24 protein-coding genes, 1 tRNA gene and 1 other RNA gene are annotated in these 21,522 nt (G+C 53.0%); 9 read left to right on the top strand and 17 right to left on the bottom strand.

Annotation, left to right across the window (positions count from 1 at the left end):
• Positions 1-43 precede the first annotated feature (43 nt).
• From pyrB to INF30_RS00975, 5 genes are all read left to right on the top strand, one after another.
• Positions 44-961, top strand: coding sequence for an aspartate carbamoyltransferase (pyrB, locus tag INF30_RS00995; RefSeq protein ID WP_226393950.1), 918 nt, complete (start codon positions 44-46; stop codon positions 959-961).
• 11 nt (positions 962-972) lie between these two features.
• Positions 973-1,419, top strand: a complete 447-nt coding sequence (locus INF30_RS00990) for an aspartate carbamoyltransferase regulatory subunit (RefSeq protein WP_226393949.1) — start codon at positions 973-975, stop codon at positions 1,417-1,419.
• Positions 1,420-1,497: 78 nt separating this feature from the next.
• A complete protein-coding gene (locus INF30_RS00985; RefSeq protein WP_226393948.1) occupies positions 1,498-2,379 on the top strand; it encodes a tetratricopeptide repeat protein in 882 nt (293 codons plus the stop codon).
• Positions 2,376-3,299, top strand: coding sequence for a DUF4037 domain-containing protein (locus tag INF30_RS00980; RefSeq protein ID WP_226393947.1), 924 nt, complete (start codon positions 2,376-2,378; stop codon positions 3,297-3,299). The genes INF30_RS00985 and INF30_RS00980 overlap by 4 nt, the downstream gene beginning before the upstream one ends.
• Positions 3,300-3,350: 51 nt before the next feature.
• The gene (locus INF30_RS00975) at positions 3,351-3,977 is read left to right on the top strand and encodes a DUF4125 family protein (RefSeq protein ID WP_226393946.1); all 627 of its coding nucleotides are present in this window, start codon (positions 3,351-3,353) and stop codon (positions 3,975-3,977) included.
• 105 nt (positions 3,978-4,082) lie between these two features.
• Here INF30_RS00975 and rnpB read toward each other — a convergent pair.
• The 10 genes from rnpB to INF30_RS00925 form a co-directional block, all read right to left on the bottom strand.
• An RNA gene (gene rnpB, locus INF30_RS00970) (RNase P RNA component class A) lies at positions 4,083-4,432 on the bottom strand.
• Between the two features lie 27 nt (positions 4,433-4,459).
• The gene (gene rnhA, locus INF30_RS00965) at positions 4,460-4,945 is read right to left on the bottom strand and encodes a ribonuclease HI (RefSeq protein WP_226393945.1); all 486 of its coding nucleotides are present in this window, start codon (positions 4,943-4,945) and stop codon (positions 4,460-4,462) included.
• 21 nt (positions 4,946-4,966) lie between these two features.
• Positions 4,967-5,683, bottom strand: coding sequence for an MBL fold metallo-hydrolase (locus tag INF30_RS00960; RefSeq protein WP_311135985.1), 717 nt, complete (start codon positions 5,681-5,683; stop codon positions 4,967-4,969).
• 7 nt (positions 5,684-5,690) lie between these two features.
• A complete protein-coding gene (locus INF30_RS00955) occupies positions 5,691-6,167 on the bottom strand; it encodes a MogA/MoaB family molybdenum cofactor biosynthesis protein (protein WP_076777557.1) in 477 nt (158 codons plus the stop codon).
• 72 nt (positions 6,168-6,239) lie between these two features.
• Positions 6,240-6,566 carry a bifunctional adenosylcobinamide kinase/adenosylcobinamide-phosphate guanylyltransferase gene (locus INF30_RS00950; RefSeq protein WP_076777558.1) on the bottom strand — a complete coding sequence of 109 codons (327 nt, stop codon included), beginning with the start codon at positions 6,564-6,566 and terminating at the stop codon, positions 6,240-6,242.
• A gap of 3 nt (positions 6,567-6,569) precedes the next feature.
• The gene (locus INF30_RS00945) at positions 6,570-6,974 is read right to left on the bottom strand and encodes a bifunctional adenosylcobinamide kinase/adenosylcobinamide-phosphate guanylyltransferase (protein WP_087172932.1); all 405 of its coding nucleotides are present in this window, start codon (positions 6,972-6,974) and stop codon (positions 6,570-6,572) included.
• Between the two features lie 28 nt (positions 6,975-7,002).
• Positions 7,003-7,668, bottom strand: a complete 666-nt coding sequence (locus tag INF30_RS00940) for an LbetaH domain-containing protein (RefSeq protein ID WP_087172931.1) — start codon at positions 7,666-7,668, stop codon at positions 7,003-7,005.
• Positions 7,665-9,770 carry a DNA topoisomerase gene (locus INF30_RS00935; protein ID WP_226393944.1) on the bottom strand — a complete coding sequence of 702 codons (2,106 nt, stop codon included), beginning with the start codon at positions 9,768-9,770 and terminating at the stop codon, positions 7,665-7,667. Before INF30_RS00935 ends, INF30_RS00940 begins: the two co-directional genes overlap by 4 nt.
• A 58-nt stretch (positions 9,771-9,828) precedes the next feature.
• Positions 9,829-11,937: a polyphosphate kinase 1 gene (ppk1, locus tag INF30_RS00930; protein ID WP_226393943.1), complete on the bottom strand. Its 2,109-nt coding sequence runs from the start codon at positions 11,935-11,937 to the stop codon at positions 9,829-9,831.
• Positions 11,938-12,042: 105 nt separating this feature from the next.
• Positions 12,043-12,738, bottom strand: coding sequence for a Crp/Fnr family transcriptional regulator (locus tag INF30_RS00925; RefSeq protein WP_226393942.1), 696 nt, complete (start codon positions 12,736-12,738; stop codon positions 12,043-12,045).
• A 105-nt stretch (positions 12,739-12,843) separates the two neighbouring features.
• Here INF30_RS00925 and INF30_RS00920 point away from each other — a divergent pair, with 105 nt between their 5' ends.
• Positions 12,844-13,506, top strand: a complete 663-nt coding sequence (locus tag INF30_RS00920; RefSeq protein ID WP_226393941.1) for an ATP-binding protein — start codon at positions 12,844-12,846, stop codon at positions 13,504-13,506.
• A gap of 90 nt (positions 13,507-13,596) precedes the next feature.
• On the opposite strand, the gene asd is transcribed toward INF30_RS00920, so the two are convergent.
• The 4 genes from asd to INF30_RS00900 form a co-directional block, all read right to left on the bottom strand.
• Complete coding sequence (gene asd, locus INF30_RS00915; protein WP_226393940.1) at positions 13,597-14,682, bottom strand: aspartate-semialdehyde dehydrogenase; 1,086 nt, start codon at positions 14,680-14,682, stop codon at positions 13,597-13,599.
• Positions 14,683-14,704: 22 nt separating this feature from the next.
• Positions 14,705-16,087: an argininosuccinate lyase gene (gene argH, locus INF30_RS00910; RefSeq protein ID WP_226393939.1), complete on the bottom strand. Its 1,383-nt coding sequence runs from the start codon at positions 16,085-16,087 to the stop codon at positions 14,705-14,707.
• A gap of 84 nt (positions 16,088-16,171) precedes the next feature.
• Positions 16,172-16,807, bottom strand: a complete 636-nt coding sequence (locus tag INF30_RS00905) for an epoxyqueuosine reductase QueH (RefSeq protein WP_226394182.1) — start codon at positions 16,805-16,807, stop codon at positions 16,172-16,174.
• A 5-nt stretch (positions 16,808-16,812) separates the two neighbouring features.
• The gene (locus INF30_RS00900) at positions 16,813-17,766 is read right to left on the bottom strand and encodes an L-lactate dehydrogenase (RefSeq protein ID WP_076777567.1); all 954 of its coding nucleotides are present in this window, start codon (positions 17,764-17,766) and stop codon (positions 16,813-16,815) included.
• Between the two features lie 186 nt (positions 17,767-17,952).
• On the opposite strand from INF30_RS00900, the gene INF30_RS00895 reads away from it, so the two are divergent.
• Positions 17,953-18,720, top strand: coding sequence for an ABC transporter ATP-binding protein (locus INF30_RS00895; protein WP_076777568.1), 768 nt, complete (start codon positions 17,953-17,955; stop codon positions 18,718-18,720).
• Complete coding sequence (locus INF30_RS00890; protein ID WP_076777569.1) at positions 18,713-19,519, top strand: ABC transporter permease; 807 nt, start codon at positions 18,713-18,715, stop codon at positions 19,517-19,519. The genes INF30_RS00895 and INF30_RS00890 overlap by 8 nt, the downstream gene beginning before the upstream one ends.
• A gap of 67 nt (positions 19,520-19,586) precedes the next feature.
• Here the strand turns inward: INF30_RS00890 and INF30_RS00885 are convergent, their stop codons facing one another.
• Complete coding sequence (locus tag INF30_RS00885) at positions 19,587-19,832, bottom strand: hypothetical protein (RefSeq protein ID WP_083582504.1); 246 nt, start codon at positions 19,830-19,832, stop codon at positions 19,587-19,589.
• A gap of 21 nt (positions 19,833-19,853) precedes the next feature.
• Positions 19,854-20,654, bottom strand: a complete 801-nt coding sequence (locus INF30_RS00880; RefSeq protein ID WP_226393938.1) for an MBL fold metallo-hydrolase — start codon at positions 20,652-20,654, stop codon at positions 19,854-19,856.
• A gap of 150 nt (positions 20,655-20,804) precedes the next feature.
• Here INF30_RS00880 and INF30_RS00875 point away from each other — a divergent pair, with 150 nt between their 5' ends.
• Positions 20,805-21,299, top strand: coding sequence for an HD domain-containing protein (locus tag INF30_RS00875; protein WP_226393937.1), 495 nt, complete (start codon positions 20,805-20,807; stop codon positions 21,297-21,299).
• Positions 21,300-21,426: 127 nt separating this feature from the next.
• On the opposite strand, the gene INF30_RS00870 is transcribed toward INF30_RS00875, so the two are convergent.
• Positions 21,427-21,499: transfer RNA gene (locus tag INF30_RS00870), tRNA-Thr, on the bottom strand.
• Positions 21,500-21,522 lie beyond the last annotated feature (23 nt).

Genomic DNA, 21,522 nt, shown 5'->3' with positions numbered 1-21,522 from the left:
TTACCGTGCCATGAGAAGGGCACATAACACGAAGGAGGTTTTTATGAGACATTTAATGAGTCCGCTGGATTTTTCAGTGGAAGAGCTGGATAAATTGCTGGACCTGGCAGAGGACATTGAGGCAGACCCGAAGAAATATGCCCACGCCTGCGACGGGAAAAAGCTTGCCACCCTGTTCTACGAGCCAAGCACGAGAACACGTTTAAGCCACGAGGCAGCTATGCTGAACCTGGGAGGCAGCATCATGGGATTTTCTTCCGCTGACTCCAGCTCCGCCGCCAAGGGAGAGAGCGTGTCTGACACCATCCGCACCATCTCCTGCTACGCGGATATCTGTGCCATGCGCCATCCAAAAGAGGGAGCTCCCATGGTTGCCTGCCAGCACTCTTCTATCCCGGTCATTAACGCAGGAGACGGAGGGCATCAGCATCCCACCCAGACACTGACGGACCTGATGACGATCCGGTCCCTTAAAGGGCATCTGGGCAATATGACCATCGGTCTGTGCGGAGACCTGAAATTCGGACGCACAGTCCACTCCCTGATCCACGCCCTGGTGCGCTATCCGGGCATGAAATTTGTCCTCATCTCACCAGAGGAGCTGAGACTGCCAGGATATATCCGCCACGATGTGCTGGAGAAGAACCAGGTTCCCTACGAGGAGGTTGTCCGCCTGGAGGAGGCCATCCCGAACCTGGATCTGCTCTACATGACCCGCGTGCAGAAAGAGCGTTTCTTCAACGAGGAAGACTATGTGCGCATGAAGGACTTCTACATCCTGGACGCAAAGAAAATGAAGCTGGCCAAGGATGACATGTACGTGCTCCATCCGCTGCCCCGCGTCAACGAGATCTCCACGGAGGTGGACTCCGACCCGAGAGCCGCCTATTTCAAACAGATGCAGTACGGTGTCTATGTCCGCATGGCTCTCATTTTGACATTGCTGGAAATTGAAGTGTAGGAGGAAGAAACATGGTTAAGAATACATTGAATGTCGGACGCATTTCCGAGGGCTTTGTGCTGGACCACATCCAGGCAGGCCGCAGTATGGACATCTACAAATATCTCCACCTGGATCAGCTGGACTGCTGCGTGGCCATCATCAAGAACGCCAAGAGCAGCAAGATGGGGAAGAAGGATATCATGAAGATCGAGTGTCCCATAGACTTTATGGACCTGGACATCCTGGGGTTCATTGATCACAACATCACCATCAACATCATCAAGGACGAGCAGATCATCGAGAAAAAAGCGCTTCATCTGCCCAAGAAGATCAAGAATGTGATCAAGTGCAAAAATCCCCGGTGTATCACTTCCATTGAGCAGGAGCTGGATCATGTATTTGTCCTGACTGATCCGGATAAAGAGATTTACCGGTGCATGTACTGCGAAGAAAAATATGAAAGAAGGCCCAGATAAAGACCGGGTCATGACAGGTAAGCCCCCCGGACGAACCAGAACGTCCGGAGGGCTCTTTTAAAAGGAATGGTAAAATATATGGAAAGAGAGAAGATCATCAAACAGCTGGATGCTCTCTATGCATCCGGGGATCCCCGCGATCTGGAAGCGTTTCTGCTGACGCAACTGGATCTGGCCGACCAGTCCGGGGAATGGAAACTCTGGATCACACTGTCCAACGAACTCATTGGCCTGTACAGGGAATTAGGGAAATACGCAGAGGCACTCCGGTATTTTCAGAGCACCTGCCAGCTTTTCGCGGAAAAAGGCATGGAGGGCACGGTCCCCCATGCCACCACCTTAATGAATGGCGCCAATATCTACCGCACAGTCGGCAAGCCTGACCAGGCAGCTGCTCTCTATCTGGAAACCCTCTGTGTACTGGAGAAAAATCTTCCTGAGAAAGACTATCGTATTGCCGGCCTTCACAACAACCTGAGCCTGGTCTATCTGGAGCAGGGGAAGCAGCAGGAAGCGCTCCCTCACCTCCTCCGGGCCCTGTCTATTTTAGAAGCACTGCCCGGCACCACTTCCGAGCAGGCCTCCACCCATACAAATCTAGCCAGTCTGTACTGCCATGTGGGACAAATGCGGCAGGCGGAGAAACATTTAGAGAGGGGAAAGGAGCTGTTTGAGGCTGCCGGAGGCCGGGACCCCCACTTTGCTTCTCTCCTCTCCACCTGGGCGGATGTCTGTTGCGCCCGGAAAGATTATGACTCCGCCGCCGTCTATCTTGGCCAGGCCCTTGCTGTCATTGAATCCTTTTTCGGGAAAAACCGCTCCTATGCCATTGTGAGCCAGAATCTGGCACTGGTGCTGGACAAAAACGGACATCCCGATGAGGCCAGCGCTCTTCGTCAGGAAGCAGAAAGCATTTTCACTAAACTCCAAGCAGATATAGAAAAAGGAGAAAATCTATGAACGGACTGGAACTAGCCAGGCATTACTACTTTGAAGTTGGCCGCCCTGCTCTGGCAGAGCGGTTCCCGGAAGCCATGGCAGAGGCAGCCGCCGGTCTTGCCGGTGAGGGATCCGAATGTTTCGGGTATGACGACGATTACTCCAGAGATCACGACTACGGCCCTTCTTTCTGCCTCTGGCTTCCTGAACAGGTGTACAGCCGCTGGGGCAGCAGGATGCAGAGTGTCTACGACTCTCTTCCCAAACATTATCTAGGATTTTCTCCCAGAAAAGTTATGCCCCAGGGGCAAAACCGTGTGGGTATTATGAAGATCGAAGATTTTTATCGGAAATTCACCGGGTGCCCCGGTCTTCCGGCGGATAAGCGTCAGTGGATGCGCATTCCGGAGCACTTGCTTGCCCAGGCAGTCAACGGCCAGGTCTTCGAGGATGCCTGCGGTACCTTCACCAGCATAAGAAACGGATACCTGGCTTTTTATCCGGAGGAGATCCGCTGGAAAAAACTGGCTGCACGGGCAGTCACTATGGCTCAGTCCGGACAGTACAATTATCCCCGATCTCTGAAGCGAAAAGACAGCGGTGCTGCTTTTCTTGCTCTGCAGGAATTCATACGGGCCGCCATTTCCATGGTCCATCTGCTGAACCGGCGCTACACGCCCTACTACAAGTGGATGTTCCGCAGTTTTTCACAGCTGCCTTTCCCGGAGATCCACAAATCCGCTCTCCTCAGGATGGCGGAGGACCCTCTTTCTCCGGATAACACTATTCTCATAGAAGACTTCTGTAAAGAGATCGTGAACCAGTGGAAGGCGCAGGGCCTGACCACCCTGGATGAGACATATCTGGAGGCACAGGGCGTGGAGCTGTATGGGCGGATACAGTCCAGTTATCTGCGAAGCCTTCACATCCTGACAGGCTGAGCCGCAAGATCAGCTGATAAACATAAAACATTTTAAAGAAAGAGGATCGCTATGCTATCTGAAACACAAAAAGAAACACGGATACAGAAGTTGATCGAGACAGAGTGGGAACTGTTCCAGCATGTCCACAACGAAGGCGGGCGGGCCGCCTGCCAGGACGACTGGAATACCTTCCGCATTATGCGGCACTGTCAATTTGCCATGTGGCCGGAGAAGGTACTTTCCAGCTATCAAACAGATCTCGATACTGCCAAATCCCAGGGGCGCAACCTGATTACAGAGAAATACGCCCGCATGATGGCAAGCACAGACCCGGAAGAATACCGCCGGCTGGAACCTTTTCTCCCCGCTCTTACCAGCCAGGCCGAGGAGATCACAGAAGAGATCCTCTCTCTTCTCATGGTGTGGCTGGAAGAATACGCAGAACATTACCCAGCACTTTCTGCCCGGGGCCGCCGCCTTCACTCCAGCGAGGACACGAAATGGGACACATCCGCCGAAACCTATCTCCGGGGAGAGCTTCAGACTTACTCTGTCGAAACACTGCAACTCTATCTGGAATATCTGACTTCCTGTGCGCAAAAGAGAGTGAATGTAGTTGAAAAATCAGACACACTCATGGTGCAGGAATATGGCTACTCCTCTCTCGAAGACGCACAGGCTCACCTCAATTTATAAAGTTTTTCATCATTCTTGCACAATAACACACCAGTTATATAAATTTCGGACGTAATACTTTTTAAAAGTATTACGTCCGAAATTAACAATTGTCGTAATTGTGTGAAACCAGGCATGACGATAAGCCGGGTTATGTCGTTGGGTAATCATCTATCTAGGCCTGCCGTTACCGGCAGGCTCAAGCGACCAACCTGAGACGCGGCGGGCCGCCGCATTGTCTCGTTCCGGTCTTGCTTCGGATGGGGTTTACATGTGCCCCTCCTGTTACCAGGAGGGCGGTAGTCTCTTACACTGCCCTTCCACCCTTACCGGGAAGATCCCGGCGGTACATTTCTGTTGCACTGGCCTTGGAGTTGCCTCCACCGGACGTTATCCGGCATCCTGCCCTGTGAAGCCCGGACTTTCCTCACCTGCTGCCTTTCGGCGTATGCAGCCGCGATTACCTGTCATACCTGGTCTCACGATTTTCGATTTTATCACAATTATGAATTTATGGCAAGTCCTGTGTCCTCGATCAGGTCATCTCCGTCTGCCGCTGCGGTGGCAAGGGTATCGCATCTCTCATTCTGGGGATGGCCGTCATGGCCCTTCACCCAGATGAACCGCACCTGGTGAGGCTCTTTTGCCTGGAGAAGCCGCTTCCACAGATCCACATTCTTCACCGGCTCATTCTTGCCTCTCTTCCATCCCTTTTTCAGCCAGCCGCCGATCCAGTTCTGGTTGAAGGCATCCACCACATACTTGGAGTCTGAGTAGAGTTCCACGCTGCAGGGCCTGTTCAGCGCCTCCAGCGCAGCGATCACTGCCATCAGCTCCATCCGGTTGTTGGTTGTCTTCTTATATCCCTGGGACAGCTCCTTTGTGTGGAGCTGTCCCTTTGTATCCACATATTCAAGGACGGCACCGTAGCCCCCCGGCCCGTCCGGGTTGCCTCTTGCCGCCCCATCTGTATAAATCTTTACCTGCATAAAATTGTAAGCTCCTGTTCTTTAATCCAGCTCAAAGCTCTGCCCCTCCCGGGTGATGTGAGCCACCCTGGTTTTATAATCCAGGGCAGATTCCTCCTCCATCAGACGGTCGTACAGATCATACTGGTCCTGCATATGCATGGGGAACACAACATCTGTGTCTGTGTGGCGCATAAACCAGTCCAGCCCCCAGTAATACTCTCTGTCCAGCCTTGGATCCAGAGGGACAAAGGCCGCATCTATATGCATCCCCTCCAGCATCCCGATCTCCTTTTGGTAAGCCTCTTTCATAAACCGGTTGTAGGTATCCGTCTCTTCCTCCCAGTGCCACCAGTTCAGATCCCCCGCATGATAGATCGTATGCCCCGCTGTTTTCACCACAAAGGCAACGCCCTCATCTGTGGATCTGAGTGTCTCTATAAGAAGTTCACTCTCCCCGGCCTCGATCTGCAATGTCTCTCCCGGCTCCATGAAGTACATATTGTCTTTTGGAGCAGAAGAAGGCACCGCTTCCTCCACATCACTGGACAAAATGTAGGTGATGCGGGGAAATTTTCCTGTCCACGTAAAAATAGATCGCTGGTAGTGATCGTAATGTTTGTGGCTCACAAAAACGTACACATCCCTGTCACGGCCAAAAGCAGGAATCTCTCCTCTGTAGTAGTCAAAAATCAGAACCTTATCCTCCATCTCCACCGCGAAGCCGCTGTGCTGGATATAAGTAACCTTCATACTCATTGCAAAACTACTCCTGGGGTGCCTTCTGGATCACTTCCACCGCGTGGGCAATCTCCGGAAGCAGATATTCAAGGCACTGCTTAACAGCCCCTGCTTTTCCGGGAAGATTAACGATCAGGACATCTCCCCTGATCCCGGCAGCGCTCCTGTTGAGCATAGATCTTTTTGTCAGCTTCATCGTGTACGCGCGCATGGCCTCCGGTATACCAAGGACCGGCCGCTCCACCACGTCCATGGTGGCCTCTGGCGTGCAGTCTCCGGCATTGCAGCCCGCTCCGCCTGTTGTCAGGATCAGGTCGGTCAGATGTCCGTCCGCCATCCTCTGCATAACAGTGGAGAGGACAGTCCTGTCACAGGGAAGGGCTTTCTGGAACACGATCGTGTGTCCCGCCTGCTCGATCAGCTTCTTTATCACTTTTCCTGCGGCATCTTCCTCTTTTTCTCTGTATACTGCCGTATTCGCTGTTATAATCGCAACTCTCATCTTGTACCTCCATAAACCATTCTTTTGTACACAGGCTTTCCATGATACAACAAAAGTTCCTGCCTGTCTCTTTTATTTGATGCGTTCACCGATGCCGGCCGTCACCCGGTACACCTTGTCTGCCATGTCCGCCAGATAGCACCCTACCCGGCCAACCTGTTCCCTAAGGATCCGGTCCTCCGCTTTCCCTGGAGTCATACCGCATCCCATTTCACTCATAATAATAACAACTTCCGGGTTCATTTGCAACATGGCCTCTGTCTGTTCCACCGGGTCCTTGCCCTCTTTTACATATTTTTCCACGGAAAACTGATAGGCAGGCATAAGGATGCGATCCGGAAACTGCTCCTTTGCAAAGGCCACCTTGCCCTGACAGCTTCCGCCTGTTATGAAAATCATGTCTTACCACCAACCTTTCTTTTCATCCCGCTGTTTTCTCCAGATGGGGATGCCGTAGACCACTTCCACGAAAAGATCCGCCTCTTTCGCCAGCGTCTGGTTGATCTGTCCGAGACATTCCAGGAATTTCCGCTCCTCATCTGTCCCCGGCACATCAGAAAACACCTGGTTTGTCACAACGATCAGATTGTCCGTCTGCTCCCCCAGCGCATGGATTTCTGAAAGGATTTCCTCCACGATCTGCTGCTGGGGAAGGATCTCCCCCTGGTATGCCCGGATCTTTTCTGTCAGCGTCTCCGCCACACAGTCCAGCACAACGGTGGACTGCTCTTTATCCATTTTCCCCGCAAATTCCTGCGCGATCCAGGACTTTCCGCTTGCGCTTCCGCCTGTGATCAGCAAAAACATACTACTCCACCTCTTCTGCACTTTCTGTTTACTGTTTCTCTACAACCTCGCCCTGCTTCTTGTAAATGCTCCCCGCCGGGACAAAGCCTCTCACAGAGGAGAGCGGATAGATGTTGCTGTGGCTTCCCACCACGCTGCCCGGGTTCAGGACTGTGCCGCAGCCAACCTCCACTTCGTCGCCCAGCATGGCGCCGAATTTCTTAAGCCCGGTCTCCATATTTCCCTCCGGCGTCTTCACCACCACCAGTTTTTTATCTGACTTTACATTGGAAGTGATGGAGCCGGCGCCCATGTGTGCCTTGTATCCCAGGATAGAATCGCCCACATAGTTGTAGTGGGGCACCTGTACTTTGTTAAAGAGGATCACGTTTTTCAGCTCTGTGGAATTTCCAACCACAGCCCCCTCGCCCACGATGGCGTTGCCGCGGATGAAAGCGCAGTGGCGCACCTCTGCGTCCTTTCCGATGATGGCAGGCCCGTGGATGTAGGCGGACTCAAATACTTTTGCGGATTTTGCGATCCAAACATCCTCTCCCACCTTGTCGTACTCGTCTTCGGGAAGGCTCTTGCCAAGCTCCAGGATAAAGTCCTTGATCTTCGGCAGCACCTCCCAGGGATAGGTAGCTCCCTCGAAAATGTCCTTCGCGATGGTCTCGTCCAGTGTATAGAGTTCTTTGATGGTCAGTTCTTTCATTTTTTCTTCGCTCCATTTCCGCCTTCCGGCTTTTTATTTTTTGTTTTATAAAATGCAGCTGCCCTGTCGTAGCAGCTTCTTAACTGATACTGGTTGTTAAGCCCCAGGACTCCGTCTGTCCTTGTCTTAATAAAATGCTCCAGCTTCTCCATGTATTCCTCCGATGTGATCTCCCCTTCCGCCACATAGTTCAGCCCTTTCTCCCAGCTGGCTGTCAGCTCCGGATTAAGAAGAGAGCGGATGGAATGATCCACTACATCGTAGATCATCTCGCCCTGGAGGGTGGGGGTCACGATCTGGGTCTTCTTGTTCAGTGCCAGATACTTGTTGTTAAACAGTTTTTTCAGTATCTCGCCTCTCGTGGCGCTGGTGCCGATGCCGCAGCTTTTGATCTGCTCCCGCAGCTCCTCGTCCTCAATGAGCTGCCCGGCATTTTCCATGGCCAGGATGAGAGACCCGGAATTGTACCGCTTGGGCGGGGAAGTCTTTCCCTCCTTGAGGTCCAGGAAGGACACCGGAAGGGTCATGCCTTTTTTCAGGCTCTTCACCGCCGCAAAGAGGGCTGCCGGATCATCCTTTCCGGAGTCAGCGCTGTCGTTTGCCTCTCCGTTTGCCTCCCCGGCTGTCTCCTCCTGCTTTCCTCTTTTCTGTCCCGGGATACCCGCCACTTTCAGGTACCCTTCTTCCGCCAGCACGCGGAAGCTGGAAAAAAACTGCTCCTCCCTCATGCCTGTTACAATGGATACCTTCTGGTACACAGCCGCAGGATAAAAAATGCTGAGGAATCTGCGCACAATTACATCATACACTTCTTTTGCCGTGTGCGCCACACTGTTCAGCGCAGAGAGCCCCTGCCCGGTGGGAATGATGGCATAGTGGTCTGTGATCTGCTTGTCATTGACGTACCGGGTCTTTGCCAGTCCCTTGTGGGTGCCCATGGAGGCGATCTCATTTAAATAGGGAACCGCCGGGCTGTATTTCATCAGTCCGTTGAGATTTTTGCTGATCTCCTTTGCCACCGCGGTGGAGAGCACCCTGGCATCTGTCCTTGGATAGGTGACCAGCTTCTTCTCGTACAGCTCCTGCACAATGCGCAGGGTCTCATCCGGGCTGATCTTGAACCTTTTGGAACACTCGTTCTGCAGCTCCGCCAGGTTATAGAGAAGAGGCGGATTCTTTTTTTCCTTCTTTTTCTCAATAGAGAGAATCTTGCAGGTCAGCCTGTCATCTTCTCCGCGTAGATGGTCGATCAGTTCCTGGGCCTTCTCTTTCTCCTTAAATCCGTTTTCCTTGTAGAGGCAGGGGGAGGCAAAATACCTGGAGCCCTCCACCGCACGCCACTCTCCCTCAAACGTAAGCTCCGGGGATGGCCCCTGGGTCTCACCGCCTTCTCCGACAGGGATCGTGCTGACCACCCGGTAGAAGGGCGTCTCCACAAACTCCCGGATCTCCCGCTCCCTGCGCACCACCATACCCTGGACACAGGTCATGACCCGGCCCACGGAAATGACCGCATATTTAGTCCGCAGGTAGTTGGAAATGCTGTTTCCGTACTTTAAGGTGAGCAGGCGGGAGAAATTGATCCCCATCAGGTAGTCCTCCTTGGCCCGCAGGTAGGCGGAGGAAGACAGATTGTCGTAGGCGGACAGATCCTTTGCCTCCCGGATCCCCCGCAGGATCTCCTCCTCGGTCTGGGAGTCGATCCACACCCTGCGGCGCTCCTTTCCTTTCACGCCCGCCATCTGCTCCACAAGCCGGTAGATGTACTCTCCCTCCCGCCCGGAGTCGGTGCACACATAGATCGTCTCCACATCCTCCCGGTTAAGAAGGGAAGCCACGATGCGGTACTGTTTGGCCACCCCGGGGATCACTTCATACTTGAATTCCCCCGGTAAAAACGGCAGAGTCTCCAGACTCCACCGCTTATATTTTTCATCGTAGGCCTCCGGATAGCTCATGGTCACCAGATGCCCCACGCACCAGGTCACCACCGCCTCCTCCGACTCCAGATAGCCGTCATGCCTGCCTGTCCGGAGGTGAAGGGCCCTGGCAAACTCCTGGGCCACGCTCGGTTTTTCTGCGATGTATAATGATTTTCCCATAAATGCTGTCTGATCTCCTGTTCTTGTCCCTTATTACATTCTCCCCGGATATCCGGTGCTATCTCCTGAGGAGCCCGGCTATCCTCTCCCGCAGCCCTTTCTTTTTCTGGGAAGCGCCCGCACTTCTCGCAGCGTGCACGGCCTCCTTCATAAAGCGCTCCTGGGAGTTCACCCTGTGCTCTGTGATGGGCTTTTTCTTGTATGTGCCATCGCTCTGCAGCACCCGGGCCTTTACGTTGTCCGCCAGCATCACGTCCATATAGTAGCTGATCTGGCGCCGGACCGCATCGTCCAGTACCGGGCAGGCCACCTCCACCCGCTTCTCCGTGTTGCGGGTCATCATATCCGCAGATCCTATGTAGATCTTTTGGTCCGCCCCTGTGCCGAAGCAGAATATCCTGGGATGCTCCAGATATCTCCCCACAATGCTGGACACGGTCAGATTGTCTGTGTAGCCCGGCACGCCCGGCAGGATACAGCAGATGCCCCGCACGATAAGGTCAACCTTCACACCTGCCCGGGACGCCTCCGCCACCTTGGCAATAAAATCCACATCTGTCAGGGAATTCATTTTCATGATGACACGTCCCCTGGGCCCCTTTTTGATCTCCTCATCCATAAGCTGCAGCACTTTGGGCTTGAGGGAGGTGGGAGATACGATCAGATGCCGGTAGATGCCGTCCAGGTTGCCGATGGACATATTCTGGAAAAAGAGAGCCGCATCCTCGCCGATCTCCCGGTTTGCTGTCATAAGCGACAGGTCCGTGTACATGGCGGCTGTCTTTTCATTGTAATTGCCTGTTCCGATCTGAGTGATATACTGGATCTCGTTTCTCTGCCGATAGGTGATCAGGCAGATCTTGGAGTGCACCTTGTACCCCTCAAATCCATACAGGACGCGGCATCCCGCCTCCTCCAGCCGCTCGGACCAGTCAATGTTGTTCTGCTCGTCAAAGCGGGCTCTGAGCTCAATGAGAACGGTTACCTCCTTGCCGTTCTCAGCGGCGGCGCACAGATACTCCACCAGCCTGGCCTTTTTCGCCAGCCGATAGATCGTGATCTTGATGGTCATGACTGAGGGGTCAAAGGCCGCCTCCTTGATAAGCTGCAGGAAAGGCTCCATACTCTCGTAAGGGTAGAAAAGCAGGATATCCTGCTTTCGGATCTGCCGCATCATGCTCCCCTCCTCCACCTGGCGCCCCGGCTGCGGAGAGAAGGGATGATAGATGAGGGACCTCTTCATGGAGTCCGGCAGATTTCCGCTGATAGCAAACATGTAATCCAGCTTCATAGGCATCTTTGTGCGGAAAATCTGCTTCTTTGTGATATTAAATTTCTCACAGAAATATTTCTCCATATCCTGGTTCAGCTTCTCCGCTATCTCCAGCCGGACCACCGCCATCCTCCGGCGCTTGTGCAGGGTCTGCTTCATCAGAAAGCGGAAATCATCCGTGACCTCCAGTGACTCGTCATCCGGTGCAATGTCCGCATTCCTTGTGACACAGATATAGTTCCGCTCAGACACCTCGTAGTGCCCGAACACAAGGTCCAGATGCTCCATGATCACCTTCTCCATCCGGATATAGCGGATATCATGCCCCGGCAGATAGAGGATATCAGACACAAAGTTGGGCACCGGCACGATCCCCATCATACTGCGTCCCTCCAGCTTCAGCATGGCCGTCACATAGAGCTCCTTGTTGAGCAGGTGCGGAAAGGGATGCCCCGCATCCACGATCTGAGGCGACAGGATGGGGAGCACCTGCTCCTTAAAATATTTTTTCACGTACTTTTTCTCACTCTGCTCCAGCTCTTTGTAATCCAGCCCGCACACGCCGTAGGGGTGCAGCTGCTTCTTGATCTCCCCGTAGGTCTTATCTCTCTCTTTGTAAAGGGGGGCTATCGCCTCGTAAATCTTCTCCAGCTGCTGGGCCGGCGTCATGCCGGACCTGGAGTCAACCGTCTTAGGGTCTGTGGCCGCCATATCAAAAAGGCTTCCCACACGGATCATAAAAAACTCGTCCAGATTGCTGGTAAAGATGGCCACAAACTTCATCCGCTCCAGCAGCGGCACGGACGGGTCCTGGGCCTCCTCAAGCACCCGCTGGTTGAACTTCAGCCAGGACAGCTCCCTGTTCTGAGTGTATTTTAAAATGTCCTTTCTCATCTTTCTCCCGCCTCTCCTTTCCGGTCACGGAATTTCTTTCATAAAGATTATACATGTAAACCGGAAATATATCCAGTCTTCTTTTTCTCCGTCCACACTGCCCGGTCAGTCCGGCAGTCTGTCTGCCGCCAGAAGACGGAAATGATTTTTCCTGTAATCCAGTATCCCCTCCCGGCGCATTTTCCCCAGCTCCCGGGACAGAGCACTCCGGTCAACAGCCAGAAAATCCGCCAGCTCCTGCCGGTTAAACGGAATGATAAAATCTCCTCCTCCGGCCATCTGAGCCTGGGCAGAGAGGTAGGCCTCCACCTTCTCCCGTATGCCGCGCCCGGATAGATACTCTGTCTTCCTGGCCATGGACCAGGTCTTATCTGCCAGAATGTGGACAAGATTGACAGTCAGCTTCTCATAGAGCGCTTTCTCCTTTCCCGGGCCTTCCCCTTCTCCCCTGTCAAGCACCGGCGTCAGGTCCAGGAGCAGCACCTTTGTCCGGCACTGAGCCGTCACATTGATGTTCAAAGTCCGCTCCTTCCTGCAGGCGTACACCTCTCCAAAGACTTCTCCGGCCTCTACCACCGCCAGGATGCTCCGATTTCCCCAGAAATCTTCCTTCTCCAGGGAAAGACTGCCCTCCAGGACGATCCCCATCTGTTCCATCTTCTCTCCCTGCCTGAAAAGGACCGATCCTCTCTCATATTCCTGCATCCTTGCCGACAGACAGGACAGGACTTTCTCCATGTCTTCTTCAGCGATCCCGGCAAAAAACGGCTGTGACAACAATATTTTTTCATATTTCTTCATTTTTCGCTCTTTTCCGTTGCATTTGCAACTGATTATTTTGTTCTATTATACTATACTGCCTGTGTAAAACAAGAACATCTATCGAAACAGCGAGGAGGACAATACATGATACGAAAGATCATACACATTGACGAAGAAAAATGCAATGGCTGCGGGCTCTGCGCCGAGGCTTGCCACGAGGGCGCCATTGAGATGGTGAACGGCAAGGCCCGCCTGATGCGGGATGACTACTGTGACGGCCTGGGAGACTGCCTGCCGGCCTGCCCCACAGGCGCCATCACCTTCACAGAGCGGGAGGCCGCCGCCTACGATGAGGAGGCGGTAAAAAGGCATCTCGCAAAGCGTGACGGCGCTCCCTCTGCTTCCGGCGCAGCGGCTTCTCAGCCTGGCCTGGCACCCCAGCCTTCCCAGCTTTGCCAGTGGCCGGTGCAGATTAAGCTTGCTCCTGTCAGCGCCCCCTATTTCAGCGGCGCCCGTCTTCTCATTGCCGCCGACTGCACAGCCTACGCTTACGCCAGCTTCCACCAGGATTTCATCCGTGGCCGTGTGACGCTGATCGGCTGTCCCAAGCTGGACGGCGTGGACTACACGGAGAAGCTGACCGAGATCCTCTCCGAAAATGACATCCGGGACCTGACTATCGTCCGGATGGAGGTGCCCTGCTGCGGCGGCATCCAGCACGCCGCAACGGAGGCGCTGAAGGCCAGCGGAAAATTCATCCCCTGGCAGGTGGTGACCATCTCCACAGACGGCCGGATACTGGATTAGGGACTTTTCAAAGTTCATACTTTTACAGCAAAAGATCCCCCGGAGCCAAAGCTCACAGCAGCTTCGCCCCGGGGGATCTTGCCTGTTCTTCTATTTTGCCTGGATATAACCCTTGGCTGTCAGCGCCTCAGCACAGAGCACTGCTCCGCCCGCCGCGCCTCTCACTGTATTGTGGGACAGACCGATGAATTTGTAGTCATAGATGCTGTCTTCCCGCAGACGTCCGATAGAAACGCCCATGCCATTCTCGTAGTTCACATCCATGGTCACCTGAGGACGGTTGTTCTCCTCCAGATACTGGATGAACTGCTTCGGTGCGCTGGGAAGATCCGCCTCCTGGGGGAATCCTTTAAATGACACCAGCTTTTCGATCAGCTCTTCCTTGGAAGGCTTATTTTCAAAGTTAATGAACACGGCTGCTGTATGGCCGTTGAGCACCGGCACGCGGACGCACTGGCAGGTGATCTTCGGGGAATCTGCCATGACGATCTGTCCGTTCTCCACTTTTCCGAGAACGCGCAGAGGCTCTTTCTCGCTCTTCTCCTCCTCGCCGCCGATGTAGGGGATGATGTTACCCTCCATCTCCGGCCAGTCTTTAAATGTCTTTCCGGCTCCGGAGATAGCCTGGTATGTAGTCACCACAAGCTCTTTCGGGCCGAATTCCTTCCATGCTGCCAGACAGGGAGCGTAGCTCTGGATGGAGCAGTTCGGTTTTACAGCAATGAAGCCCTTCTCTGTTCCAAGACGCTTCTTCTGGTCTTTGATCACGTCAAAATGATCCGCGTTGATCTCCGGCACGACCATGGGCACGTCCGGTGTCCAGCGGTGCGCACTGTTGTTGGAGACAACTGGAGTCTCTGTCTTTGCGTAGGCCTCCTCAATAGCCTTGATCTCTTCCTTGGTCATATCCACAGCGCTGAACACGAAATCTACTGTGGAGGCAACCTTCTCCACTTCGTTTACATTGAGGACTACCAGATCCTTCACTGCCTCCGGCATGGGAGTGTCCATCTTCCAGCGGCCTCCCACAGCCTCCTGGTATGTCTTGCCTGCTGACCTGGGGCTTGCCGCCACTGTCACCACCTCAAACCAGGGATGGTTTTCCAGGAGAGCGATAAAACGCTGTCCCACCATTCCTGTCGCACCTAAAATACCAACTCGTAATTTTTTCTCCATTTCCTTTGCTCTCCTTTTTCTTTTATGAGTATTCGCGCATATATTTTTTATATATGGCGATCACTTCCTCCATAGCTTTCTTTCCCGGGGCTCCTGTGGTCACCCGCCTGTTGACGCAGGTGTCAATGCTGATGGCATCGTAGATGTCCTCCCCAAAGACGGGAGAAATCTCCCTGTACTCCTCCAGCGTCATATCATCCAGTGCAATGCCTCTTTCGATGCAGTAGAGCACAAGCTGCCCGACGATACCGTGCGCATCCCGGAAGGGAACTCCTTTTCCCACCAGGTAATCCGCCGCGTCTGTGGCGTTGGTGAAGCCGTGCTTCGCGCTGGCCTCCATGCGCTCCTTATTGAAGCGGGTCGTGCGGAGCATGCCTGTAAAGAGGGAGATGCAGCCCTTGGCCGTATCGATGGCGTCAAAGACAAGCTCCTTGTCCTCCTGCATATCTTTATTGTAGGCAAGGGGAATGCCCTTCATGGTAGTGAGAAGAGACATCAAAGCCCCGTACACACGCCCGGTCTTTCCCCGTACAAGCTCCGCGATATCCGGATTTTTCTTCTGGGGCATGATGCTGCTGCCTGTGCTGTAGGCATCATCCAGCTCCACAAACTGATATTCATTGGAATTCCAGATGATCATCTCCTCGGAAAAGCGGCTCAGATGCATCATCACTGTAGAAAGGGCGGCCAGCAGCTCGATCAGGTAATCCCTGTCTGACACGCCGTCCATGCTGTTCAGCGTAGGGCCGTCAAATCCAAGGAGTTTGGCGGTGTAGTCCCGGTCCAGCGGATAGGTGGTCCCGGCCAGCGCCCCGGATCCCAGGGGACATGTATTCATTCTGCCGTAAATGTCCTGCATCCTCTCGTGGTCCCGCTTGAACATCTCAAAATAGGCGCCCATATGGTGGGCCAGTGTGATAGGCTGTGCCTTCTGCAGATGGGTGAACCCGGGCATGATCGTCTCCGTATGCTCCTCCATAGTATTCAGGATGGCAAACAGCAGCTCCTTTAACAGGTTGTCGATGAGATGTACTTCATCTCTCGTGTAGAGCTTCATGTCCAGCGCCACCTGGTCATTTCTGCTCCTTCCTGTGTGGAGTTTCTTTCCCGGCTCACCGATCCTCTCTGTGAGCACTGCCTCCACAAAGCTGTGGATGTCCTCATATTTATCCGAGATCTCAAGCCTTCCCTTTTCTATATCATCCAGGATCCCCTCCAGACCTTCCACGATCTTATCCTTGTCTGCGTCTGTCAGGATCCCCTGCTTTGCAAGCATCATCACATGCGCGATGCTGCCTCTTATATCCTGGGCATACAGCCTTTTATCAAAGGAAATAGAGGCATTGAAATTATATACAAGCTGATCGGTCTCCTTTGTGAAGCGCCCGCCCCATAACTGTGCCATTTTCGATCCCCTTTCTTTTGTATAAATATTTATAAAATGTTATATATACGCTATAGTTTATCACACTTTCACCGCAAAACACAACTAAAACTGCTGGTTTCTGCGTTTTTCGGCCTCCCGGAAAGAAAATTCACAGCCGCAGTAGTCCTGTCTGTACAGTCCGTACTCCCTGGACAGCTCTATGGAACGCTTGTATCCGTTCTTTTTCTTGAAATCCGAGTGAAGGTATCTCACTCCGTACTCTTCCGCCAGCCTGCCGCCGATCTCATTGAGCTTTGCCGCGTTTTTCATGGGACTGATGCTCAAGGTAGTTGTAAAATAGTCAAATCCGCCCTGCGCGGCTATCTGTGCTGACTCCCGCAGACGCAGCTCATAGCACCGCATGCATCTTTCTCCGCCCTCTCTCACATGTTCCAGCCCTCTTGCCATCTCGTAAAACTTCTCTTTGTCATAGTACCCTGCAAGAAACGACACCGGATGCTTTGTCTCCATCCCGCTGATCAGCGTCTGCTGCTCCAGGATCCGCTTCGTGTACTCGCTTTCCGGAAAAATGTTGGGATTGTAATAGAACACCGTGATGTTGAAATATGCACTCAGATACTCCAGCACGTAGCTGCTGCAGGGCGCGCAGCAGCTGTGGAGCAGAAGAGAGGGCACCTGTTTCTCCTCCTGTAGCCTTGCAAGGAGCTGATCCAGTTCTTTCTGATAATTGACAGCCATCATCTCTACCTCACCTTTTCTGCCCGCTCAAGGAAGGACCGGATCACACTGCATGACTGGTGGAACCTCGCCTCTTCCTCTTCTGTGAGAGCCACTTCCAGGATCTCCTCTACCCCGTCTTTTCCAATCACGCAGGGGACGCCTGCTGCCACATTCTCTTCCCCGTACTCTCCTTCCAGAGCCACGGAGACAGGCCAGATCAGCTTCTGGTCATGGAAAATGGCTTTCACCAGCTTGGAGGCCACTGCGGCTATGCCGAATTCTGTACAGCCCTTTCCTTCCACCTCTGCAAATCCTTCCCATTTAATGTCCTTTTCCATCTGCTCCAGATCGATCTTTCCGATTGTGTCCGGCCTTTCCTCTCTCAGCTCCATAAAGGACTTGCCGTTCAGCGTCACCCTGGAGTAGATGGGCACGTGGGAGTCCCCGTGCTCTCCCATGCAGAATCCCTGTATGGACTGGGTACTGTATCCCGTAGCCTGGGAAATATATTTATAGAGACGGAATGTATCCAGACTGGTTCCTGTAGAGAAAGCTTTTGTCCGGTCAAAGCCGACTGCCCTTCTCACATATTCACAGATCACATCCGCCGGATTGGAGATACTGATAAAAAATCCATTGAAACCGCTCTCCTTAATTCTGGGAATAATATCCTGTATCATGCGTACAGAGTCGTCCAGCATATCCAGCCTGGTCTCCCCCGGACGGCGACTGCGCCCTGCGGCCATGATCATAACAGACGCATCCTGCGCGTCCGCGTAATCTCCCGCATAGACTTTCACTGCATTTCCAAGGCCCGCGGCTGCGTCACTTATATCTTTTGCCTGCCCGGCCGCCTTTTCTCTGTCTATATCAATCAGAACAATCTCATCCGCTTCCCCTGTGTACACCAGGCTGAGCGCACAGTGGGAACCCACATGTCCTGCTCCGATGATCACGATCTTTTTCCATGTCTTCATATTACGTGCCTCCCTGTCCTTTTTAAATGTAAGTCTGTCTTCCACTGACAGCCCATCCGGCCTGCCGTTTTCTGACGGTAATTAGTATATGGCATTTTTATACCATATGCAAGCACCCTTTCAGCTGCCAGGCATAAACTAATATAGATTCACTGTACTTCAGGACATTTTGATCAGGAGGTTCCCATGGAAGAGATCTTAGAACTGAAACATATTTACTATTCCTATCATACAATGGATGGAGAGACCTCTGCACTTTCAGATATCTCATTTACCATGAAAGAGGGCGAATTTGTGGCTGTGGTGGGACCTTCCGGCTGCGGCAAGTCCACCCTGCTCTCACTGGTCTGCGGCCTGCTGCAGCCAGAGAAAGGCCGGATCAGAGTGCGGGGAAAAGAGCTCAAAGAGAGCACCACAAACATCGGATACATGCTGCAGCACGACCAGCTCTTTGAATGGCGAACGATCTACAACAATGTCATCCTGGGCCTGGAAGTACAGCACATGCTGACCACCAAGTCACGCCAGAAGGCCCACGAACTTTTAGACACCTACGGGCTGTCTCAGTTTGAGAACGCAAGGCCCTCCCAGCTCTCCGGCGGTATGCGCCAGCGGGCGGCTCTTGTCCGCACCCTGGTGCTGGAACCGGATATCCTGCTCCTCGACGAGCCCTTCTCCGCCCTGGACTACCAGACAAGACTCCGGGTCAGCGACGACATCGGCCAGATCATCCGGCGGGAGAAGAAAACGGCCATCCTGGTGACCCATGATCTCTCGGAGGCCGTATCCCTGGCTGACCGGGTCATCATCTTAAGCCCCCGGCCCGCCACCATACGTCAGACACTGCCCCTCATCTTTGAGCTGGAAGAAGACACACCCCTGAACCGGCGGGGCGCCCCGGAGTTCAAGACCTATTTCAATCTAATCTGGAAGGAACTGAACAGCAATGAATGAACAATCTGCAGCCCAGCTGCGCTATCTGAACCGACAAAAGAGACACCGCCTGACCGTGGTCCTGTCCAGGGCGCTGATCCTCATCGGCTTCTTCTGTCTCTGGGAATTCTGTGCAGACAGAGGGATCATCGACTCCTTTATCTTCAGCAGCCCCTCCAAGATCGCTGCCTGTTTCATGGATATGACCCGGGACGGAAGCATCTACCGCCATATATGGGTGACTCTGTATGAAACCCTTGTCAGCTTTCTCCTGGTCATTGCCATCAGTATTCTGATGGCAGTTGTCCTCTGGCTGTGCCCGAAGCTCTCAGAGATACTGGATCCATATATGGTGGTGCTGAACAGCCTGCCTAAATCCGCGCTGGCTCCCCTCCTCATTGTGTGGCTGGGAGCCACCACCACCACGATCATCGTGGCCGGCATGTCCGTGGCCATCTTCGGCAGCATCCTGAACCTGTACACAGCCTTTCGCACCGCAGACCCGGAGAAGATCAAGCTGATCTACACGCTGCGGGGCACCCGCATCCAGGCACTCACAAAGGCGGTCATCCCAGGCTCCATCCCCGCCCTCATCAGCACCATGAAGGTAAACATCGGGCTCTGCCTGGTGGGCGTGATCATCGGGGAGTTCCTGGCCGCAAGACAGGGACTGGGGTACCTGATCATCTACGCCAGTCAGACGTTCAAACTCGACTGGCTTCTGATGTCCATCGTGCTCCTGTGCATCATGGCCATGCTTCTCTACGCTGTCATCAATCTTCTGGAGAAGCTCTACCAGAGGCAGATCTCCGGAAAGTAAGCAAAAAAGCAGCCGCGTCCGAAAACGCAGGCTGCCTTACATAGCCATATATTTCTCCTGTCATTGCCTACAGCTGATTCAGCTTCTCCACAATGGCATCCAGCCCCTCATCGCTGAAGGGATAGCGGTGTGTGGTCTTCTCTTCCCTGGTGGCCTCATAACAGAAGGGACCTTTCCAGATTGTCAGAAGAAACTCATCCCTGTCTTCACCGGACACTTTCTCGATCCGGTAATTCAAAGCTCCCTTGCTGCCGTTGAACTTTGACTTCTTATAAAAAGCCAGCGGAAAGATCATCTGCCTCGTAACAGCCATGTCTGTCCCTTCCTTTCCTTCCTAGATCTCAAAGGTCTCCATATCATCCGGCACATACAGGCTGCCGTGATAGAATTCTCTGCCCTCGTTTGTATAGAGCTCTTTTCTCCTGGCAATATTCTTGTCCTCTGTGTGGTAGAGGATCAGATTCGGGATCTGAAGCTCCTCAGCAGTCTGGCAGGCCTCCTTCACTGTACTGTGGTGCTTTTCATAGGGACCGAACTCGTCCGCCTCCCCGTACAGGCAGAATGCCTCGTGCATCAGCCAGTCACTGCCCTTCACAAACTCATAATCCCTCTCATTGTAGGGCTCGTCCCCGGCGCAGGTAAACTTCACATTGCCCGGCAGCATGATGGTAAAGCCGTATTGCTTGGCCTTTGTGGACCAGATGTCAAAAAATGTCACCGGACATCCAATGATCTCCTTTGTCTCCCCGTGCTCCACCGGAATGAGTTGGATGCGCTCACCGATGTGCTTTGTCACTTTTTTCTGGATGGTAAGGTCTGTGATCGTCTTGATGACCGGGATCAGGTCGCTGTGGCAGTAGATCCGCAGATCCCCCTCATATTTTCCCTTGTTCATATTCTGGCCGATCATGCGCACAAGCCAGATCAGCCCCAGAAGATGATCGATGTGCTCGTGCGTGATAAATATATCATGGATGTCCTTCAGCGGGATCCCCGCATCCTTCAGTCTCTTTAAGATCTGGTTGCCGCCGCCTGCGTCCACCAGGAAATGTCTGTCACCGTCGGAAAATGCAAAGCAGGTGTTATAGACCTCTGTCACCGCCGCATTTCCGGTTCCAAGTATCGTAAGTTTCATATTCCTTTTCTCCTTCCTGAAATCTGCCCTATTATTCTAACATATTCTTCCTTATTTTTTCATTAATTTCATTGACTTTTTTCAGATGGAAAGCTATATAAAAAATAAGAAGTACTATTCTACCAAGAAATAAAAAGGGAGTGAGCGCCGATGGACATTAAAGTTACGGAGGATATTTCCTCAGAATTTGTGGAGATCGTCAGAGATATTCTGGAGGATGAGGAGTTCCGCAAGCTGTCCGGCTATATCCAGCATGTAAAGACGACGCGGCTGATCCACAGCCTCAATGTATCCTATATCTCCTGGAAGATGGCCAGAAAGCTGGGATGTGATGAGCGGGCGGCCGCAAGGGCAGGCCTTCTCCATGATTTCTTCCTCTACAGATTCAGCGATCCAAAACCGGTGAAAGAATTCCAGGCATTCTACCACCCAAAGGTGGCTGCCAGAAACAGTAAGGAGCGGTTTGACATCTCTGAAAAAGAACGTCTGGCGATCCTGTCACACATGTTTCCGCTGGGTCCCCTCCCCACAAGCAGGGAGGCCTGGATCATCACCTGCGCGGACAAATTCTGCGCCACGGCCGAGCTGTGCTGTCTGCCTGTGGCTTTTGCAAAAGAGGGCCGCGTTGTGGTGAACCCGGCATAGTCAAAATCAGAAAAACACAACAGAAGGAGGTATCCAAAAACGGGTTCCTCCTTCTTCATCATTCTCTGGCATGACAAGAAAAAGACGGGCTTGCCCTGCACCCCGTCTCATCTATCACTATGCAAAAAGCCGGAAATCAGACTCGAACTGACGACCCCTTCATTACGAGTGAAGTGCTCTACCGACTGAGCTATTCCGGCTTAGCAGCTTTTTTTCAAAAGCC

Origin of the sequence: Claveliimonas monacensis, assembly GCF_014982975.1 — a bacterium.
GTDB lineage: Bacteria > Bacillota > Clostridia > Lachnospirales > Lachnospiraceae > Claveliimonas > Claveliimonas monacensis.
The sequence above is the reverse complement of the archived record's forward strand: the minus strand, read 5'-3'. Positions and strand labels throughout refer to the sequence as shown.

Coding starts and splice junctions, on each gene's coding strand:
- pyrB (WP_226393950.1), top strand. CDS start 44: ATGAGACATTTAATGAGTCCGCTGGATTTTTCAGTGGAAGAGCTGGAT.
- INF30_RS00990 (WP_226393949.1), top strand. CDS start 973: ATGGTTAAGAATACATTGAATGTCGGACGCATTTCCGAGGGCTTTGTG.
- INF30_RS00985 (WP_226393948.1), top strand. CDS start 1,498: ATGGAAAGAGAGAAGATCATCAAACAGCTGGATGCTCTCTATGCATCC.
- INF30_RS00980 (WP_226393947.1), top strand. CDS start 2,376: ATGAACGGACTGGAACTAGCCAGGCATTACTACTTTGAAGTTGGCCGC.
- INF30_RS00975 (WP_226393946.1), top strand. CDS start 3,351: ATGCTATCTGAAACACAAAAAGAAACACGGATACAGAAGTTGATCGAG.
- rnhA (WP_226393945.1), bottom strand. CDS start 4,945: ATGCAGGTAAAGATTTATACAGATGGGGCGGCAAGAGGCAACCCGGAC.
- INF30_RS00960 (WP_311135985.1), bottom strand. CDS start 5,683: ATGAGTATGAAGGTTACTTATATCCAGCACAGCGGCTTCGCGGTGGAG.
- INF30_RS00955 (WP_076777557.1), bottom strand. CDS start 6,167: ATGAGAGTTGCGATTATAACAGCGAATACGGCAGTATACAGAGAAAAA.
- INF30_RS00950 (WP_076777558.1), bottom strand. CDS start 6,566: ATGATTTTCATAACAGGCGGAAGCTGTCAGGGCAAGGTGGCCTTTGCA.
- INF30_RS00945 (WP_087172932.1), bottom strand. CDS start 6,974: ATGTTTTTGCTGATCACAGGCGGAAGCGCAAGCGGAAAGTCCTGGATC.
- INF30_RS00940 (WP_087172931.1), bottom strand. CDS start 7,668: ATGAAAGAACTGACCATCAAAGAACTCTATACACTGGACGAGACCATC.
- INF30_RS00935 (WP_226393944.1), bottom strand. CDS start 9,770: ATGGGAAAATCATTATACATCGCAGAAAAACCGAGCGTGGCCCAGGAG.
- ppk1 (WP_226393943.1), bottom strand. CDS start 11,937: ATGAGAAAGGACATTTTAAAATACACTCAGAACAGGGAGCTGTCCTGG.
- INF30_RS00925 (WP_226393942.1), bottom strand. CDS start 12,738: ATGAAGAAATATGAAAAAATATTGTTGTCACAGCCGTTTTTTGCCGGG.
- INF30_RS00920 (WP_226393941.1), top strand. CDS start 12,844: ATGATACGAAAGATCATACACATTGACGAAGAAAAATGCAATGGCTGC.
- asd (WP_226393940.1), bottom strand. CDS start 14,682: ATGGAGAAAAAATTACGAGTTGGTATTTTAGGTGCGACAGGAATGGTG.
- argH (WP_226393939.1), bottom strand. CDS start 16,087: ATGGCACAGTTATGGGGCGGGCGCTTCACAAAGGAGACCGATCAGCTT.
- INF30_RS00905 (WP_226394182.1), bottom strand. CDS start 16,807: ATGGCTGTCAATTATCAGAAAGAACTGGATCAGCTCCTTGCAAGGCTA.
- INF30_RS00900 (WP_076777567.1), bottom strand. CDS start 17,766: ATGAAGACATGGAAAAAGATCGTGATCATCGGAGCAGGACATGTGGGT.
- INF30_RS00895 (WP_076777568.1), top strand. CDS start 17,953: ATGGAAGAGATCTTAGAACTGAAACATATTTACTATTCCTATCATACA.
- INF30_RS00890 (WP_076777569.1), top strand. CDS start 18,713: ATGAATGAACAATCTGCAGCCCAGCTGCGCTATCTGAACCGACAAAAG.
- INF30_RS00885 (WP_083582504.1), bottom strand. CDS start 19,832: ATGGCTGTTACGAGGCAGATGATCTTTCCGCTGGCTTTTTATAAGAAG.
- INF30_RS00880 (WP_226393938.1), bottom strand. CDS start 20,654: ATGAAACTTACGATACTTGGAACCGGAAATGCGGCGGTGACAGAGGTC.
- INF30_RS00875 (WP_226393937.1), top strand. CDS start 20,805: ATGGACATTAAAGTTACGGAGGATATTTCCTCAGAATTTGTGGAGATC.